The organism is Streptomyces sp. NBC_01515, assembly GCF_045040345.1.
Taxonomy (GTDB): domain Bacteria; phylum Actinomycetota; class Actinomycetes; order Streptomycetales; family Streptomycetaceae; genus Streptomyces.
This window is the reverse complement of record NZ_CP109416.1, coordinates 1,886,527-1,902,262: the sequence shown is the minus strand read 5'-3', so window position 1 is coordinate 1,902,262 and position 15,736 is coordinate 1,886,527. Positions and strand designations below refer to the sequence as shown.

At 71.0% G+C, this 15,736-nt stretch carries 15 protein-coding genes; 6 read left to right on the top strand and 9 right to left on the bottom strand.

From position 1 onward, the window contains the following. Positions 1 to 22 precede the first annotated feature (22 nt). The gene (locus OG407_RS08335; RefSeq protein ID WP_405856491.1) at positions 23 to 1,309 is read left to right on the top strand and encodes an SGNH/GDSL hydrolase family protein; all 1,287 of its coding nucleotides are present in this window, start codon (positions 23 to 25) and stop codon (positions 1,307 to 1,309) included. Between the two features lie 72 nt (positions 1,310 to 1,381). On the opposite strand, the gene OG407_RS08330 is transcribed toward OG407_RS08335, so the two are convergent. Then, positions 1,382 to 2,749, bottom strand: a complete 1,368-nt coding sequence (locus OG407_RS08330; protein ID WP_405856489.1) for a nucleobase:cation symporter-2 family protein — start codon at positions 2,747 to 2,749, stop codon at positions 1,382 to 1,384. Between the two features lie 137 nt (positions 2,750 to 2,886). Further along, complete coding sequence (locus tag OG407_RS08325) at positions 2,887 to 4,233, bottom strand: FAD-dependent oxidoreductase (RefSeq protein ID WP_405856487.1); 1,347 nt, start codon at positions 4,231 to 4,233, stop codon at positions 2,887 to 2,889. Between the two features lie 227 nt (positions 4,234 to 4,460). Here OG407_RS08325 and OG407_RS08320 point away from each other — a divergent pair, with 227 nt between their 5' ends. Next, positions 4,461 to 4,934, top strand: a complete 474-nt coding sequence (locus OG407_RS08320; RefSeq protein WP_405856485.1) for a DUF6214 family protein — start codon at positions 4,461 to 4,463, stop codon at positions 4,932 to 4,934. 9 nt (positions 4,935 to 4,943) lie between these two features. On the opposite strand, the gene OG407_RS08315 is transcribed toward OG407_RS08320, so the two are convergent. After that, positions 4,944 to 5,675, bottom strand: a complete 732-nt coding sequence (locus OG407_RS08315; protein WP_405856483.1) for a TetR/AcrR family transcriptional regulator — start codon at positions 5,673 to 5,675, stop codon at positions 4,944 to 4,946. Positions 5,676 to 5,937: 262 nt separating this feature from the next. Between OG407_RS08315 and OG407_RS08310 the strand changes: the two genes are divergently transcribed. Beyond that, the gene (locus OG407_RS08310) at positions 5,938 to 6,186 is read left to right on the top strand and encodes a DUF2630 family protein (RefSeq protein ID WP_033278377.1); all 249 of its coding nucleotides are present in this window, start codon (positions 5,938 to 5,940) and stop codon (positions 6,184 to 6,186) included. Positions 6,187 to 6,250: 64 nt separating this feature from the next. Here the strand turns inward: OG407_RS08310 and OG407_RS08305 are convergent, their stop codons facing one another. The 6 genes from OG407_RS08305 to OG407_RS08280 all read right to left on the bottom strand — a co-directional run bounded on the left by OG407_RS08305 (position 6,251) and on the right by OG407_RS08280 (position 10,577). After that, complete coding sequence (locus OG407_RS08305) at positions 6,251 to 6,952, bottom strand: Clp protease N-terminal domain-containing protein (protein WP_405856481.1); 702 nt, start codon at positions 6,950 to 6,952, stop codon at positions 6,251 to 6,253. Between the two features lie 82 nt (positions 6,953 to 7,034). Then, positions 7,035 to 7,748, bottom strand: coding sequence for an HAD family hydrolase (locus tag OG407_RS08300; RefSeq protein ID WP_405856479.1), 714 nt, complete (start codon positions 7,746 to 7,748; stop codon positions 7,035 to 7,037). 9 nt (positions 7,749 to 7,757) lie between these two features. Next, positions 7,758 to 8,282 carry a hypothetical protein gene (locus OG407_RS08295; RefSeq protein ID WP_405856477.1) on the bottom strand — a complete coding sequence of 175 codons (525 nt, stop codon included), beginning with the start codon at positions 8,280 to 8,282 and terminating at the stop codon, positions 7,758 to 7,760. Continuing rightward, a complete protein-coding gene (locus OG407_RS08290) occupies positions 8,270 to 8,914 on the bottom strand; it encodes a phosphatase PAP2 family protein (protein WP_405856475.1) in 645 nt (214 codons plus the stop codon). Before OG407_RS08290 ends, OG407_RS08295 begins: the two co-directional genes overlap by 13 nt. A 69-nt stretch (positions 8,915 to 8,983) precedes the next feature. Next, a complete protein-coding gene (locus OG407_RS08285; RefSeq protein ID WP_327405856.1) occupies positions 8,984 to 9,919 on the bottom strand; it encodes a M56 family metallopeptidase in 936 nt (311 codons plus the stop codon). Between the two features lie 94 nt (positions 9,920 to 10,013). Then, a complete protein-coding gene (locus tag OG407_RS08280) occupies positions 10,014 to 10,577 on the bottom strand; it encodes a DUF5134 domain-containing protein (RefSeq protein WP_405856473.1) in 564 nt (187 codons plus the stop codon). Positions 10,578 to 10,772: 195 nt separating this feature from the next. Between OG407_RS08280 and OG407_RS08275 the strand changes: the two genes are divergently transcribed. The 3 genes from OG407_RS08275 (at position 10,773) to OG407_RS08265 (ending at position 15,725) form a co-directional block, all read left to right on the top strand. Beyond that, on the top strand, positions 10,773 to 12,461 hold the full coding sequence (locus tag OG407_RS08275; protein WP_405856471.1) for an FUSC family protein: 1,689 nt from the start codon (positions 10,773 to 10,775) through the stop codon (positions 12,459 to 12,461). Continuing rightward, the gene (locus OG407_RS08270; RefSeq protein WP_405856469.1) at positions 12,458 to 13,030 is read left to right on the top strand and encodes a MarR family winged helix-turn-helix transcriptional regulator; all 573 of its coding nucleotides are present in this window, start codon (positions 12,458 to 12,460) and stop codon (positions 13,028 to 13,030) included. The genes OG407_RS08275 and OG407_RS08270 overlap by 4 nt, the downstream gene beginning before the upstream one ends. A 118-nt stretch (positions 13,031 to 13,148) precedes the next feature. Next, positions 13,149 to 15,725: a cellulosome protein gene (locus OG407_RS08265; protein WP_405856467.1), complete on the top strand. Its 2,577-nt coding sequence runs from the start codon at positions 13,149 to 13,151 to the stop codon at positions 15,723 to 15,725. Positions 15,726 to 15,736: the final 11 nt, after the last annotated feature.

Below are 15,736 nucleotides of genomic sequence, written 5' to 3'. Positions count from 1 at the left end.
CCGGCAGAGGAAGGCGGGTTCTGTGCAGCCCACGAGACGGACCGCGATCGTCGCCACGACAGCAACAGCACTGTCGGCCGTGGTCGCCACCAACCCAGCCCGCGCCGAGGGAAGTTCGGCCCCTCCCGCCGCACACTGGGTGAACACCTGGACGGCGATGCCCCAGCTCACCGAGCCCGCCAACCTGCCACCCGCGCCGTTCACCGGGACCAGCTCGGTCCTCGTCGACACCACCCTGCGCCAGACACTCCGCATCACCACCGGAGGCCGGAAGCTGCGCCTGCGCTTCTCCAACGCCTATGGCGACACCCCGCTCCCGCTCGGTGCCGTGACACTGGCGCGCCCGCAGGACGGCAGGGCGGGAGCGAGCGCGATCGTGCCCGGCAGCAGCAGGCCGGTCACCTTCGCCGGACGCAGATCGGCGACCGTCCCCGTCGGTGCCCAACTGGTCTCCGACCCAGTGGACTTGGACCTGCCTTCAGCGTCCGTCCTGACCGTGACGACCTACCTGGCGACGGGCCAGCCCTCGCTCGCGCTCACCTCGCACCCGGGCTCGCGCACGACGTCGTACCTCCGCACCGGAGACCACACCGAGGACCAGGACCTGCTGCCCGGGGCGACCCCGGTCGACCACTGGTATCTGCTGAGCGACGTCGAGGTGCTGGCCCCGCGCGCCACCACGGCCGTAGCGATCCTGGGCGACTCGCTCACCGATGGCCGGGGCTCCACGACCAACGCCAACGACCGCTGGCCCGACCAGCTCTACGACCGCCTCCGCGCTCACCCCGCCACCGCCGGCGTAGCAATCCTGAACCAGGCCGCCGGAGGCAACCGCGTCCTCAACGACGGACTCGGCCCCAACGTCCTCGCCCGCCTCGACCGCGACGTCCTCTCCCGCAGCGGAGTCACCCGCCTCATCGTCTTCGAGGGCGTCAACGACATCGGCACCGCCGACGCGACCCCCGCCGCCCAACGCCGGGTCACGGAAGACCTGTTGGCCGCCTACGGCCAGATCGTCGTTCGCGCCCACGCCCAGGGCATCCGCGTCTACGGCGCGACCCTGCTCCCCTTCGGCGGCAACACCTACGACGACCCGGCGGGCGAACGCGAGTCCGCCCGCCGGGCGGTCAACTCCTGGATCCGCACGGCCGGTTGCTTCGACGCGGTGCTCGACTTCGACCGTGCCGTACGCGATCCCGCCGACCCGCGTCGCCTGCTCCCGTCCCTCCAGGTCGGCGACTGGCTGCATCTCAATCCGGCGGGGTACGGGGTGCTGGCCGCGACGGTTCCCGCCGGACTGCTGCGCTGATCAGCGCCGGTGAGCGGGGGGAGTGCGGGCCACGCCCCGCGTCCGCGGCCGGATTCGCCGGACGGACGGACCCTAGACGACCGGCTCCTCCGCGACAGCGCCGGCGGGAGCCGCGGTGCTGGTGGCGGGTGAACTCCCCTTTGCCGGAAGGTGGTTGAAGAGCAGGTTCAGCACGATCGCCGTCAGGCAGCCCGCGCTGATGCCGCTGTTCATCACCGTCTGGAACCAGTCCGGGAACTGCGCGTAGATCGTCGGCACCCCGACCGGGAGCACGCCCACGGCCACCGAGACGGCGACGACGGTGAGGTTGTGGTTGTCCTTGAAGTCGACCTGGGTCAGGGTGCGCAGACCGCTCGCGGCGACCGTCCCGAACATGACCAGACCCGCGCCGCCGAGCACCGGCGCCGGTATCGCCGCGACGACCGCGCCCAGCTTGGGCAGCAGGCCGAGGACGACGAGGATGCCACCGGCGACCGCGACGACCCAGCGGCTGCGGACCCGGGTCATCCCGACGAGGCCGACGTTCTGGGCGTACGCCGTGTACGGGAAGGTGTTGAAGATGCCGCCGAGGACGGTGGAGAGGCCGTCGGCGCGCAGGCCGTCGGCGAGCGAACGCGGCTCGATCCTGCGGTCGGTCATCTCGCCCACCGCGATCAGGTCACCGGTCGTCTCGGTCATCGTCACCAGCGCCACCACCAGCATCGACACGATCGCCGAGGCGTGGAAGGTGGGCGTACCGAAGTGGAACGGGGTGCTGATGCCGACCCAGTCGGCGTCCCCGACCCCGCTGAAGTCCGTGAACCCGAACACGACCGCGGCCACCAGCCCCACGGCCATGCCGATCAGCACCGCGATCCGGCTCAGGAACGCCGGCGCGAACCGCTGCACACCGAGGACGACCGCGAGGACGAACGCGGCGAGCGCGATGTTCTTGGGTTCACCGAATTCCTTCGAACCCTGCCCGCCCGCCGCCCAGTTGCCCGCCGCAGGCAGCAGCGACAGACCGATGATCAGGATCACCGTGCCGGTGACCAGCGGCGGGAAGAAGCGCAGCAGCCTGCCGAAGACGGGGGCCAGGAGCGCGATGGCGAGTCCCGCGATGATCACGGAGCCGTAGATCGCGGGCAGTCCGCCGCCCGTCGTGCCGATCAGCACCATCGGTGACACCGCGGCGAACGTACAGCCCTGCATGATCGGCAGCCGCACGCCGAACCGCCAGAAACCTATGCACTGGATGAGCGTGGCTATCCCGCACACCAGCAGGTCCGCGGTGATCAGATACGCCAGATCGGCGGCCGACAGCTTCATCGCCCCGCCCACGATCAGCGGCACCGCGACCGCGCCCGCGTACATCGCGAGCACGTGCTGGAGCCCGAAGGCGGCCAGTTGCCGTACGGGTGGGACCTCGTCGACGGGATGCACGGGTGTGGTCGTGGCCATGGGCACTCCTGAGCGGCGGAGAGGGGAGGAATGTGCGAACAGTTCGAGACCGTAGGCGCCTTGAACAGTTTGTTGATTTCTGGGCTGTTGCCGCCATGTGTCTTGCCCAGCTGCTATGGGTGCCGCCCCACATACCGCTAGGTGTGCGTCCCGCGTACCGCCGCCAGCAGGGCCTCCCAGTCCGGCAGTTTGACCACACCACCCCGCCCGAGCGAGGCCCCCAACTCCGCCTCGGCCCGCTCGATGGCCTCCCACCCGCCCCACTCGACCGGCTCGATCCCCTCCGCGCGCAGCACGGCGAGGGGATCTTCGGAGAACTCCTTCGCTACGGCCGTGGAGGCGTCCGCGAGCAGGGACGTCACCGTCTCCTTGGCGTCCGGGCGGTTGGTGCCGATGACGCCGGTCGGGCCCCGCTTGATCCAGCCGGCCACGTACTCACCGGGCACGGTCCGCCCTTCGCGTACGACACGGCCCGCCCGGTGCGGCACGGTGCCGAGCTCGGCGTCGAACGGCAGCCCGTCCAGCGGCACCCCGCGATAACCCACCGAGCGCAGCACCAACTGCGCCTCGATCTCCTCGAATTGACCCGTGCCGACCACTCCGCCCCGCCCGTCCGGCGCGGTGCGTTCGAAGCGGACCGAGCCCACGCGCCCCGCGTCGGCGAGGAGTTGGACGGGACGGAGGAAGAAGCGGAGGTGGATACGGCGCGGGGCGCCCCGGGGCGGGAGCGCGGCCCAGCTGCGCAGTGCCTCTACGTTGCGGCGCTGGGCGCCGGGCAGGGCGGAGAGGTCGAGACAGTCCGGGTCGAGCGCCAACTCGGACGGATCCACGGTCACTTCGGTGTCCGGGAGGCCGCCCAGTTCGCGCAGCTCCTTGGTGGTGAAGCGGGCCTGTGACGGGCCGCGCCGGCCGACCATGTGGACGTCCGTGACCCCGCTCGCCGCCAGTGCGGTGAGCGCTGCCTGCGGGATGTCGGTACGGCTCAGCTCGGCCGCGCCGCGCGCCAGTATCCGCGTGACGTCCACCGCGACATTGCCCACGCCGATGACCACGGCCGAGCGCGCGCCGAGCACGAAACCGTCGGCGGTGGAGTCCGGGTGGGCGCTGTACCAGGACACGAACTCGGTCGCCGACCAGCTGCCCGGCAGCTCCTCACCGGGAATCCCCAGGTGGCGGTCGGTGGCGGCACCCACGCAGTACACGACCGCGTCGTACAACTCCCGCAGACGGGCGGCCGACAGTCCGCCGGGCCCCACGAGCACCCCGCCGAGGAACCGCACCCGTCCGTGCTCCAGGACGGCCCGCAGATTGTTCTGCAGCGACTTGATCTTCTCGTGGTCCGGTGCCACGCCGTAGCGCACCAGACCGTACGGGCATGGCAGCCGGTCCAGGACGTCGACCAGCACTCCGGGCTCCAACTGGACCAGACTCTGGGCGGTGTAGACCCCGCTCGGTCCGGAGCCGACGACGGCGACACGCAGCACGGCGGAACTCCTCACCCGTCAGGCACACAGGAGAACGCACATTCGCCAGACCACTGACACGTCCAGGATCGCACTACCGGTGCTCCGCTGACAGGGTGCCGAACGCACCCGTACGCGCTGGGGGCGCGCGTGTCCGTTCGTATGGAATGTGATCATGCGGTTACGTTGCGTATGTGCTAGAAGCATCCTTCGTTAATCTTTCTGATCGCTCTCCGTCGGACGGGGCGGTGTCCGTGTGGCCCGCGTGGGAAGTGCAGGAGCACGACGGCGCCACCTCGTGGTTCCATGTCCGGCTCGCCTTCCCCGACGGTGCCCGGGTCGACGCGCTCGCCGTGGTGTGCGAGCAGGCCGTCTCCGTCGAGGACGTACGGGCCCAACCTGCCCTGTCCCTCGACGACTTGACGGTGCTGGCCGACTGGCTTGAGGGGCCGCTCTTCGAGGCGTGCGGGCTGGAACCGGTGCCCGCGGAGGGGGAGGAGTGGGCGGAGTCGGGCGGAGCGCGCAGGGCCCGGCCGGCCTGGCCGCGTGGCATCGAGGGGCGGTGGCAGATCGCCCAGGAGTACCGGGCCGCGCAGGAGGAGGGAGTTGATCCCGTCCTCGCGGTGATGTGCGCGACCGGGCACAGTCGGCGCCGGTCTCTCCGGCTCATCTCGCAGGCACGGGACGCAGGATTCCTGACGCCCCGTCATGCTCGGCGCTGAGCAGGGCGGTTACGCGTCGGAGGGCTCGGTCGGCCGGTCGTCGGCCGAACTCCCGGGCGGGGGTGGGGAAATGGGCGGGAGCGCGGATCTGTCATCCGTCGCGAAGAACCGTGAGAGGTCCGGGTCGGGCGCTCCGGCCCGCGCGGCGGACTCCGGCGGGATCCCCAACTCCCAGTCGAGTCCGTACCGTTCGAACAACTCGGTGCGCAGCACCGGGATCGGCATCGGTACCCCGGGCACGAGCGCCGAGTAGACCGCGCCCATGAGCAGCGCGCGCAGCATGGGGTAGTCGGAGGGGACGTTCCCCGAGCCGTACCGCGCGATCGTCTGCCCGAGCAGTTCGGACAGGCGTCGCTGCTCCGGGCACTGCACGAAGCCCTCGCCCTGGAGGAGTCCGGCCATGTGCTGGCGCATCAGCACGGGCCGGTCGTGTGCGAGGCCCAGGATCGCGTCGATGGCCCGCGCCATCCGCTCCCGGCCGTCGTCGGTCCGGGGCTCGCGCTCCAGGGCCTCCTCCAGCGTGCGGTGCATCAGACGGTGCACGGCGGACTGCACGAGGTGGCGCTTTCCCGGGAAGTAGTACGACACCAGTCCGCGCGCCGAGCCGGCCCGGTCCGCGATGTCGCCCAAGGTCGTGGCCTCGTAGCCGTGCTCGCCGACCAGCTCCACGGCCGCGTACAGGAGCCGTTCCCGGGAACGCCTGCGCAACTCTTCATTGACCGATGCGCTTCGCGGGGACATGCTGTAACTCCTGCGTTGACTGGCTATCAGCCAACTATACTCAGGACGTCCGGGTCTCCCGTCGAGGGGGCCTGGCGCATGCTGCCGTCCGTCTGGGGCGACGCGGGGGATCGTCTCAGGCGGGCGGCTCCTTTTCACCCCAATGGTTTCCTTGGGCGACTTTTGAACCGGCGTCCGGCGCCGCCTTCTCGCACATCTGTCGCACGGCACGTGATCCGTCCCTAGAGTGGGCACGGGTGTCGAGCCGAGGAGGCGCACGGGCATGGAGCAGGACCAGCAGATCTTCGCGCGGATCAACGAGATGGTCGACGACGAGCGCAAGCTCCGGGAGGCCGTCGCGTCCGGTGCGATCGACAGCGCCACGGAGCATCAGCGCCTCGGGCAACTGGAACGCGAACTCGACCAGTGCTGGGACTTGTTGCGCCAGCGCCGCGCGAAGGTGGAGTTCGGGGAGAACCCGGACGAGGCGCGGGTACGGCCGGAGTCCGAGGTGGAGGGGTATCAGGGGTGACGTGAGGTGACGGGTGAGGTGGTCGCGGCGGCCCGGTGCTCCGCGGTCACGGGGCGTTTCGTCGCTAATTGCCGCGCGCGGCAAGCCTGTTGGCGATCTCGGCCCGGACCGTCTCGTGCAGTTCGTCCGAGGTGAAGCCGAGGTCGCGCAGGATCTGCGCGGCCGGGCTCTCCTCCACGCGGATCAGGCCCAGCAGCGCGTGTTCCGTGCCGACCCAGTCGTGGCCGAGGTCGACTGCGGCGCCGCGGGCCTGCCCGATGGCCTCCTTGCTCTCCGGCCGGAACGCGATGTGACCCCGCAGCACCTTCTCGCCGGCCGGCGGCAGCGCTTCCTCGATCGCGTCGCGGACGCGCTGCTTCGACTCGGCCTTCGCCACCAGTACCTCGTACGCCAGGCCCCGGGGTTCGCCGAGCAGGCCGAGCAGGAGGTGTTCGGTGCCGATGGAGTCGTGCCTGTGCGTTCGGGCGGCCTCCTGTGCGAGCACGATGCTGTGCCGGTTCAGGTTGGTGTACCGCTCGAAAGGGCCGGGTGCGTGGCGTTGCTGGGCGGCCTGCTTGGACACCCCGATGGCGTCGCCGATCTCGGTCCACGACGCACCGACCTGCTTGGCCTTGCTGACGTAGTGGTCGATGAGCTGGTCACCGAGGTCGGACAGGGTCTGGGCCCGCAGCCGCGCTTCGCTGACGCGGGCCAGTTCGTCGGTGCCGGGGAGTTCCTCGTCGAGACGGGCGATCAGATCGGCGAGGCTGATGTCGAGTGGGCTCATGCGTCAACTTTAAATTGACGATCCCTCATCGTCAACCTGTAATTGACGATTGCGTGGACGCTGCTTTCGCGTACTGCCCGGGTCAGCCCCGGGGCCTGCCCTGTCCCCGCCCGGCCAGCTCGATTACCGGTCGCAGACCGTCCGGCCGCTCCGTCACCAACCGGTGGTCCACGAAGTGCACCCCGCACCCGAGGGCCGCCGCCCCGCCGTCCGCCCGCCGGTCGTCGCCGACCATCAGCACGTCCTTCGGGTCGACGCCGAGGGCCTCGATGGCGACGGTGAACAGCCGTGGGTCCGGCTTCTGGATGCCGTGTTCGTACGACAGGACGTACGCGTCCACATACGGGTCGAGCCCGTGCCCGCGGAACACCGGCCGCAGATCCCAACCGATGTTGCTGACCACACCCACGCCGATCCCACGCTCGTGCAGGGTGCGCAGCACGTCTTCGGTGTCCGGGTACGGAGTCCACGCGGCCGGCGTCATGTGCCGGTCGTACAGCGCGTCGTGCAACGCCGGTTCGGGGAGCGGGACTTGGCGCGAGACGCCGGTGTACGCGGCCCGGTGCAGTTCAGAACTCTCGTCCCGGATCGCCCACACCTCCGCGAACTCCTCGGGCAGTCGCTCCGGCTGCGCCCCACCCGGCATCGCCCCGGCCGCCTCCAGCGCCCGCGCCGCCTCGACCAACTCCGGTTCCGGCAAGGCGATTCCGGTGTCACGCAACACGGCACGCAGCCAGGACTCGGTGGACTCGATACGGAAGAGGGTTCCGGAGAAGTCGAAGAGGACGGCATTCATGCGGTGATCTTACGCAGCGACATTCCATGCGGCGGGAAGATCGCTTCCGCAGAACACGCAGACGAAATCGCCCTCGCGCACGATGTTGATCTCCCGGCAGGACACGCAGCGCCGGAACACGACGGCGTGAGTGAAGCCCGGGGGACGGCCGATACCGGCCTGGTCGAGTGCGCGTGCCACCGCATCCCATGAGTCGAGGTGCGGACAGTAACCGGTGGACAGGTTGCTGACCTCCCGGACGACCCAGAGTCCCGCCGCGCGCCCGAAGTCCATCTCTCCCGCGCCCAGCACATCGGCGCCCCCGGCACACGCCACGTGCTCACTCCGACGCGGCGCCAGCCGCAGCCGTGTTTCCAGATCGACCACGAAAGTGAAGGGTTCGGCCAACTCGGCCGTCTCCTGCCCGGCCAGCCAGGCGTTCAGATCCCCGGCCGACCGTATGACCCGGCCCTCCGCACCCGGCCGCACGGCGGTCAGCAACTCCGCCGGTCCGACATAGCGATGCCGCCGCCCGGCCGCGCTCACACCCGCCACCGTTGCTGCGCCCCCACAGCAGCCGCCACCACGAACGCCCCCAGCACCCACCCGCCCACCACATCCGACGGCCAGTGCACGCCCAGCCACACACGGGTGAGGCCCACACCCGTAACGGAGATCACGGCCAAGACCATGGCCGTACGCCATACAGCGCGTCCGGTGCCGTAGTCGTGGAGCAGCCACAGCAGCAGGCCGCAGACCACCGTGGCGGTCATGGCGTGGCCCGAGGGGAAGGCGGCGTAGTGGGCCGAGTCGACGGGGTCGGGCCATACCGGGCGGGGGCGGTCGACCAGTGCCTTCAGGGTCTGTTGGAACAGGGTGCCCAGCGCACATGTGGCCGCCAGCCATAGCGCCGTCCACCATGCCGAACGGCGCCACACCAGCCACACCATGGCGGCCGCACACACGAGGCGCAGGGTCAGCGGGTCCCAGACCCAGTCCGTCAGGATGCGGAACGTGTGTGTCAGGCCGTGGTTCTCGACCGCCCAGCTATGTGTGGTCCGGGCGATCCGCTCGTCGACGTCGATCAGCGGACGCCACTTCACCGCGACGAGCGTGAGGAGCAGGGCGGAGCACAGGGCGAGGGTGATGCCGGTCTGTCGGAGCGTCGGGCGGGGCGGGTAGTGCATGGAACGATCCTCGCCGACCGGTGGTGGGCGGAGCCAATCCCGCTCAGGGAGCACACCCCCCGGTCCTCCTTAGCCCAGAGCCCGCAACCCCGGCACGAAGGCCACCAGTACCGGCACCACCGGCACCAGTGCCGCCGTCGCGGTCCAGCCCAGGCGGCGCATCGCCGTGAGGCGGTCCGGGGGAGTGAGGAGCCGGTTCACCCGGTGCGGGACATGGGCGTGCGGAGTGGGGCACGGCCCGAACACCCCGCGGTCCTCGTTGAGTTCGACCAGGGCGAGGGCGGTCGTGAGGCGGCCGAAACGGCGGGATGCCATGTCGTCGGCGGCGAGTTCGACCAGCCGGTGCATCTCGTCCCGGAACGCGGCGAACACCGGCACCTGCGGAAACCCGTTCGCGAGCGCGCCCGAGCAGTGCAGCAGCCAGTCGTGCCGGGCCTGCGCGTGCCCTTGCTCGTGCGCGAGCAGCGAGTCCAGCTGCCGTCCCTTGAGGCGCCTCAACGCGGCCGTGGTGATGACCAGTTGGGGCGCGGTACCGGCCATCCACCATGCGTCCGGCCGCTCCCCCTCCAGGATGACCAGCGGCTCGGCACCAGGCTCCTCGCCAGGCAACACCGGTGCGCGCACGAGGAGTTCGGCCCGACGTAGCCGACGTCGCGCCCGGGCCCGTACGACCTCACGGACCAGCATCGCCGCGGTCCACGCACCACCGCACGCGAGGGTCACCGCAGTTGTCGCAGCCCAAGGCCCGGTCGTCACCAGGGGATAGGCGTCCACGACCGCGTGCGGGGCGTTGGCGAACACGTGCCCGCGCACCGCCTGCCACGCGGCGGCGGCGCTGAGCGTCATCGACAGGGCGCAGCACAGGAGGACGGCCGCCACCACGCACTGCCACACCCACAGCGCGAGCACCGGCTCATGGTCCGGCCAGTCGGCCCGGGCGAGCAGCCGTGGGGCGACAACGGCGGCCAAGGCGCCGAGCAGCAACAGTGCCGCGGGGACCATCATGGGAGCACCCTATGAGCGCCGCGGTGATCAGGGGTACGGCTTGTTAAGGCAAAGTGACGCAGACCACGATTTCGTACCGCCGTGCCGGTCCTGCCTAGAGCGTCAGCAGCATCGCGACCATGCCGATCCCCATCGACAGCCGGCACGCCCGTGCCAGCTCCGGCCGGTCGCCCCAACCGACGCTCCCGCCACCGACCCCCGCGCCGGTGACCGCGCCGGCGACGGGCACCAGCCGGATGCCCGACAGCAGCACGTATCCCACGAAGTAGAGGAGCAACGCGCCTGTCACGAGCGGGACTCCGGAGTCGCCGTGCTCGTGGTGGTGCGCGGGCGAGGCGGCCATCGCGAGCGCCATGTAGACCATGGCCGCGGTGCCCAGCAGGTGGTGCACATGGTGCGGGCTCCTGCGCGCCGACCACAGGGCGCGCAACGCCGCCGCACCGAACACCGCCGCGTAGGCGGGCCACGCCCAGGAGGGTGGCGTGAACACCGCGGCGGGTACGGCCATCGCCGCCATGCCGAAGCCCATCAGCGCCTCGCCGCCCGCGGCCCGGCGCTGTTCCTCGACGGGGCTGCGCATCCGCAGCAGGCAGTAGGCCCCGGTCGCCGCGCACAGCGCGACCAACAGCCAGCCGGGCGAAGCCGGTCCACCATGCACGCGCGTCCCCCGTTTCGCCTCGGATCTCGCTCTCCGTCGACGTTCGGTCACAGGATGCCCGTGCCGCACGGGGCGCAATCAAGCGCAACGGTGTACACGGGGAGCACTCGACGGAGCGCGGCAGGTCAGTGGCGCCCCGTACGCGTGCTCGAAGGAAATCGTTCACGAGTAAAACACCTGCTAAACTTGTTTGCCATGAGCAGTGCGACCCCCGCCCCCACCCCACGCGTCCGACGTCTCCCGCTCACCGGCGTGCTGCGCCTCGGCCGGCCGTCCGACATCTGGTTCAAGCCCGCGCTCAGCGCGGTCGCCTCGGTCGCCCCGCCCAACCTGACCCTGCTGGCCCTCGGCCGCCTCGACCTGGCGATGTACACGATGGCCGGCTCCCTGTGCGCGCTCTACGCCCACAACAAGCCGTACGCCGCCCGGGCCCGCGCATTGGTCTGGGTGGTGCTCGGCATGATCGCCGGTCTCGCCGTCGCGCTCGTCACGGCCTCGCTCACCACCAACGCCGTCGTGCTGGTCACGGTCGGCGCCGCCCTGGCCGCCGTACAGAAGGGCCTGTGCGACGCGACCCGGATCGGCCCGCCCGGCAACGTGGTCCTCACCTTCATCAGCTCCGCCTCGCTCTTCGCCCCGCAGACGCTCGGCCAGGTCCCCGGCCATCTCGCGCTGGCCGCCGCCGCGGGCGCCTGGGCATGGCTCGTCGGCATGGCCCCCGCACTCGTCCGCCCCTACGGCCCCGAGCGCCGCGCCACCGCCCAGGCGCTGAACGCCACCGCCACGTACGCCGCCGCGCACGGCACCGGAGACGGTGACGCACGCGCGCGTGCCGCCGCCGCGGCCGCCGTCCACGCCGCCTGGCAGTCCCTCCTCGCCACCGGCACCCGCACCCCACCCCGGCGCGCCCTCGAACGCCTCCTCGTCCGTGCCGAGGTCGCCCTCGCCGCGCCCGCCGACGCCGACCCGGAGCGGCTGCGCACCTGGGCCCGCGAACTGCGCGGCAGGGGACCGGTCCCGCAGACCGACGTCCCGGCAGACGCCGCAGCCGAACTGCTCGGTGTGGACGCCGAACTGGCTGCCCCCGTAAGCCCGTTGTGGACCAGGCTCGGTCCGCTGACCCCGCTCGTGCTGCGTACGGCGCTCGGCTGTGCGCTCGCCGGATACGTGTCCCTCGCCCTCGGTGTCGGCCGCCCCTACTGGGCCCTCGTCACCGCGGCCTCCCTCTACCAGGCCAACATCACGCTCACCTGGGGCCGGGGCGTGCAACGGGTCGTCGGGAACCTCGCCGGGGTGCTCGTCTTCGCCGTCGTCGCCCCGCTCGCCCACGCGCACCCCGCGGCCCTCGTTCTCTGCTGCCTCGCCTTCAACTTCGGGGCCGAGGCGCTGATCGGCCGCAACTACTGGCTCGGCAGCGTCTGCGTGACCCCGATGGCGCTGCTCATCACGGAGTTCGCGCGGACGCAGCAGCCCGGGGAGCTGATCGCCGAGCGGGTCGTCGACACCCTCGTCGGAGCACTGGTCGGCCTCGTCGCCGCGGCCGTCGTCACCAATCGGCGCGCGACCGACCGTATCGAGGAGGCGCTGAGCGCGGTGGAACGCGCCCGGGAGCGGGCCGCGCGACTGCTGACGGAGCAGGCTCCCGCGCGCGGGAGCCTGGATTCCGCGCACCGTGCGCTCGCCGCCGCGCTCGTCGAACTGCGGGCCACCGTCGACGCCGCGTCCGGCGAGTGGTGGCAGCGCGCCCTGCCGCAGGAGCGGGTCGTGCTCGCCGAACAGTCCGGACACCGTACGCTCGCCGCGACGGTACGACGCCGGGAGTCGCACTCCTGGCCGACCGGGGATCGGCGCACGGGCGGAAAGACGGAGGGCGTACGGGGATGACGGCAATGAACGGACGGCCGGTTGACGGGGACGGCGCGGTCCGCCCGACTCCTGCGAGTGCGATCCGGCGCGACACCGTCGCCGCCGTGGTCGGGCAGTGGCAGGCCGTGCACCCCGACCTCGACACCGGCCCGATGGAGATCATCGGCCGGATCAACCGGTGCGCCGCCCTGCTCCAGCAGGCCGAGGACGCGCCGCTGCGCCGGGCCGGGCTCAGCCGCCCCGAGTTCGACCTGCTCGGCGCGCTCCGCCGAACCGGGCACGAGCTGACGCCGAGCGAGCTGACCCGGGAGACCTTCTCCTCGGGCGCCGCCGTCACCAAACGCCTCAAGCTGCTGACCGAACGCGGGCTGGTCGAGCGCCGCGGCGACACCCGGGACCGCCGGGTCGCCCACGTCCGCCTCACGGACACCGGCCGCGACCTCGTCGACGCGATCCTGCCCGAGCAGCTCGCCTACGAGACGACCGTGCTCGCCGGCCTGGACACCCCCGGACAGGGCGAACTCGCCTCCCTGCTCGGCGAGTTGCTGGCCCAGCTGGAAGGCCGGCTGGGCATGCTGCGCGTCTGAGCCGCCGTACGCGGGCGCCGACGGACCGTTGACGCGAGTCGCGTGATCTCCCTACGTTCGATCAAGCCGGTTCGGGAAGCCGACTGACGTACGACATGTCGAACAAGGGATTGATGCCGTGGCAGCCGAAGCCTCCACCCCCGAGATGCTCACCGTCGACCTCGGCACCGATACAGGCCCCTTCCACGGAGGCGCGAGCGGCACGCTCTACGGCCTGTACGGCGACGGTGTCCCCAGCCGCAACGCCGTCGAGGGCATGTACGTCCGCACGGTCTCCACCAAGGCCCAGGACGGCACCCAGCACCCGGGCGCCGACGCCCTGGAGATCCTCCGCACCTTCGTCGAGGCCGGCGGCCAGGACGTCTACGTCTACATGACCGACATCTACCGCGGCTTTCCCTACGAATGGCCCGGCGACACCGGAGCCGAACGCCTCACCGACTTCACGGCCCGCGTCCGCCGCCAGGTCGACCAGGTGCTGACGCTCGGCGCGTACAAGTCCCATGTCGTGTACGTCCCGTTCAACGAGCCCGAGGGCAACATGTTCGGCACGGGGGAGTGGAGCTACGACCAGGTCTCCTGGCGCACCGAACCGGGCCCCTACTTCACCGCCTGGCGGGACATCCACCGCCTCATCAGGGAACTCGACCCGGGCGCCCGCATCGCCGGCCCCAACACCTGCCTCCTGTACGACGAGATCAGGGGCTTCCTGGAGTTCGCCAAGGCCGAGGACGTACTGCCCGACGTCATCACCTGGCACGAGCTGTCCTCGCCCGACGAGATCCGTACGAGCGTCGCCAAGTACCGTGCGCTGGAACGGGAGTTGGGCATCGGCCCACTCCCCGTCAACCTCAACGAGTACGCCCACAACTACCACTTGTCCGTCCCGGGCCAGATGATCCAGTGGATCGCCGCGATCGAGGAGTCCAAGGTCGACGCCGACATGGCGTACTGGAACATCGACGGCAACCTCAACGACTCGGTGGTGGAGGCCAACAAGGGGAACGGCCAGTGGTGGTTGTTCAACGCCTACGGGCAGTTCACGGGACACACCGTCCAGGTCACGGCACCCCACCCCAACGCCCAGTACACGCTCCAGGGCGTCGCCGCGCTCGACCGCGCCAAGCGGCAGGCGCGGGTACTGCTCGGCGGCGCGGGCGGGTCGGCGGACGTCGTGTTCGAGCACGTCGACCCCGAGGTCTTCGGTAGGACCGTCCATGTGCGGCTGCTTGAGATCCCCTGGACCGGCCAAGTCGGCGCGTCCGCGCAGCCGTTGAGGCTCACTGATCGTGAACTGCCCGTCGTGGACGGCAATGTGACGCTGCGTCTGACGGAACTGGAGGCGATGTCGGCGTACCAGGTGACCCTGTCCCCGGGCGGCAACGGAGCCGTAGCGCTGCCGCCTTCGGTCGGCTGGCGGCGCTCGTACCAGGCGGAGGACGCGGCCTACATCGGTGACGGCCACTCGCTGAACGGGCCCGAGGGGTCCCCGTCCGACGTCGACAAGTTCGCGGGCTCGACCGGCTACCACGTGGGCGGACTCCGCACCGGTTCCGACGGCGTGCTCGTCTTCTCCGTGGAGGTCCCGCAGGACGGGACGTACGACGTGAGCGTCTTCGCCAACTCGTACAACCTGGCCGACGCGGTGCGGGAGCAGGGGCCCACCAATGTCTTCCTCCTGGTCGACGGCGGGCATCCGCAGGAACTCCGGTTGCCGCTCGGCTACAAGTGGGCGGTGTGGGGCCACACCGACACCCGGGTCGAACTGACCGCCGGCGCGCACTCGATCACCCTCGCCGCGCAGGACCATGACCTCGGCGTCACACGGGGTGACGCGGTCGTCGACCGGCTCGACCTCGCCCTGCGCGACGACCAGGTGGCCGCACCCGCGCTGTACGACGCGGAGTTCGCGGTGCTGGGTGGCGGGGCTCGCGTCGACTACGCGCGGGTCGGAGCGTCGGGTCCCGGTGTCGCCGTACTGCCCCGGGGCGGCACCGCCACCTTCTGGGTGCACGCGGCGGAGGACGGGGAGGCGACTGTGACCGTCGATCGGATCGGCTCCGGGGAGGGCGAGTTGACGATCAACGGAGAGAACGTGGGGATTGCTCAACGATCCTCCGTTCCCCTGTTCCTCGCATCGGGCATCAACAAGGTCACCGTCACCGCCACCTCGGACCAACTGGTCCTGGACCGCCTCCAGGTAGGCCCTTCCCAGGGACTCCTCCCCACCTCGACGCACCCGGCCGAGGAAGGCACCACGACCGGCAGCGCCCGGGTCACCGGCGCCCACACGTTCGCCACGGGCGGCAAGGCGGTCGACGGCATCGGCGGCGGCACCGCGAACGCGCTCACGCTCACCGTGACGGCGGAGCGGGCCGGCCGTCACGCGCTGACGATCCGTTACTCCAACGGCGAGCAGGCACCGGCCACCCACTACAACCCGGACCCGGTCTGCCGCCACGCCGATATCTCGATCAACGGGTCGGCCCCACAGCGCGTGTTGTTCCCCACCACCTTTCACTTCAACAACTTCCACGACCTCGCCGTCCCCGTCACTCTCGCCGAGGGCACCAACACCCTCACCTTCACGGCGGACGAACTCCCGGACCACGACGGCCACTCCAGGAACCAGTACGGCCAACGCTCCGCGTACGCACCGGTGATCGACACGGTGACGGTGACGCGACTGGCCTGAGGACGGGACGC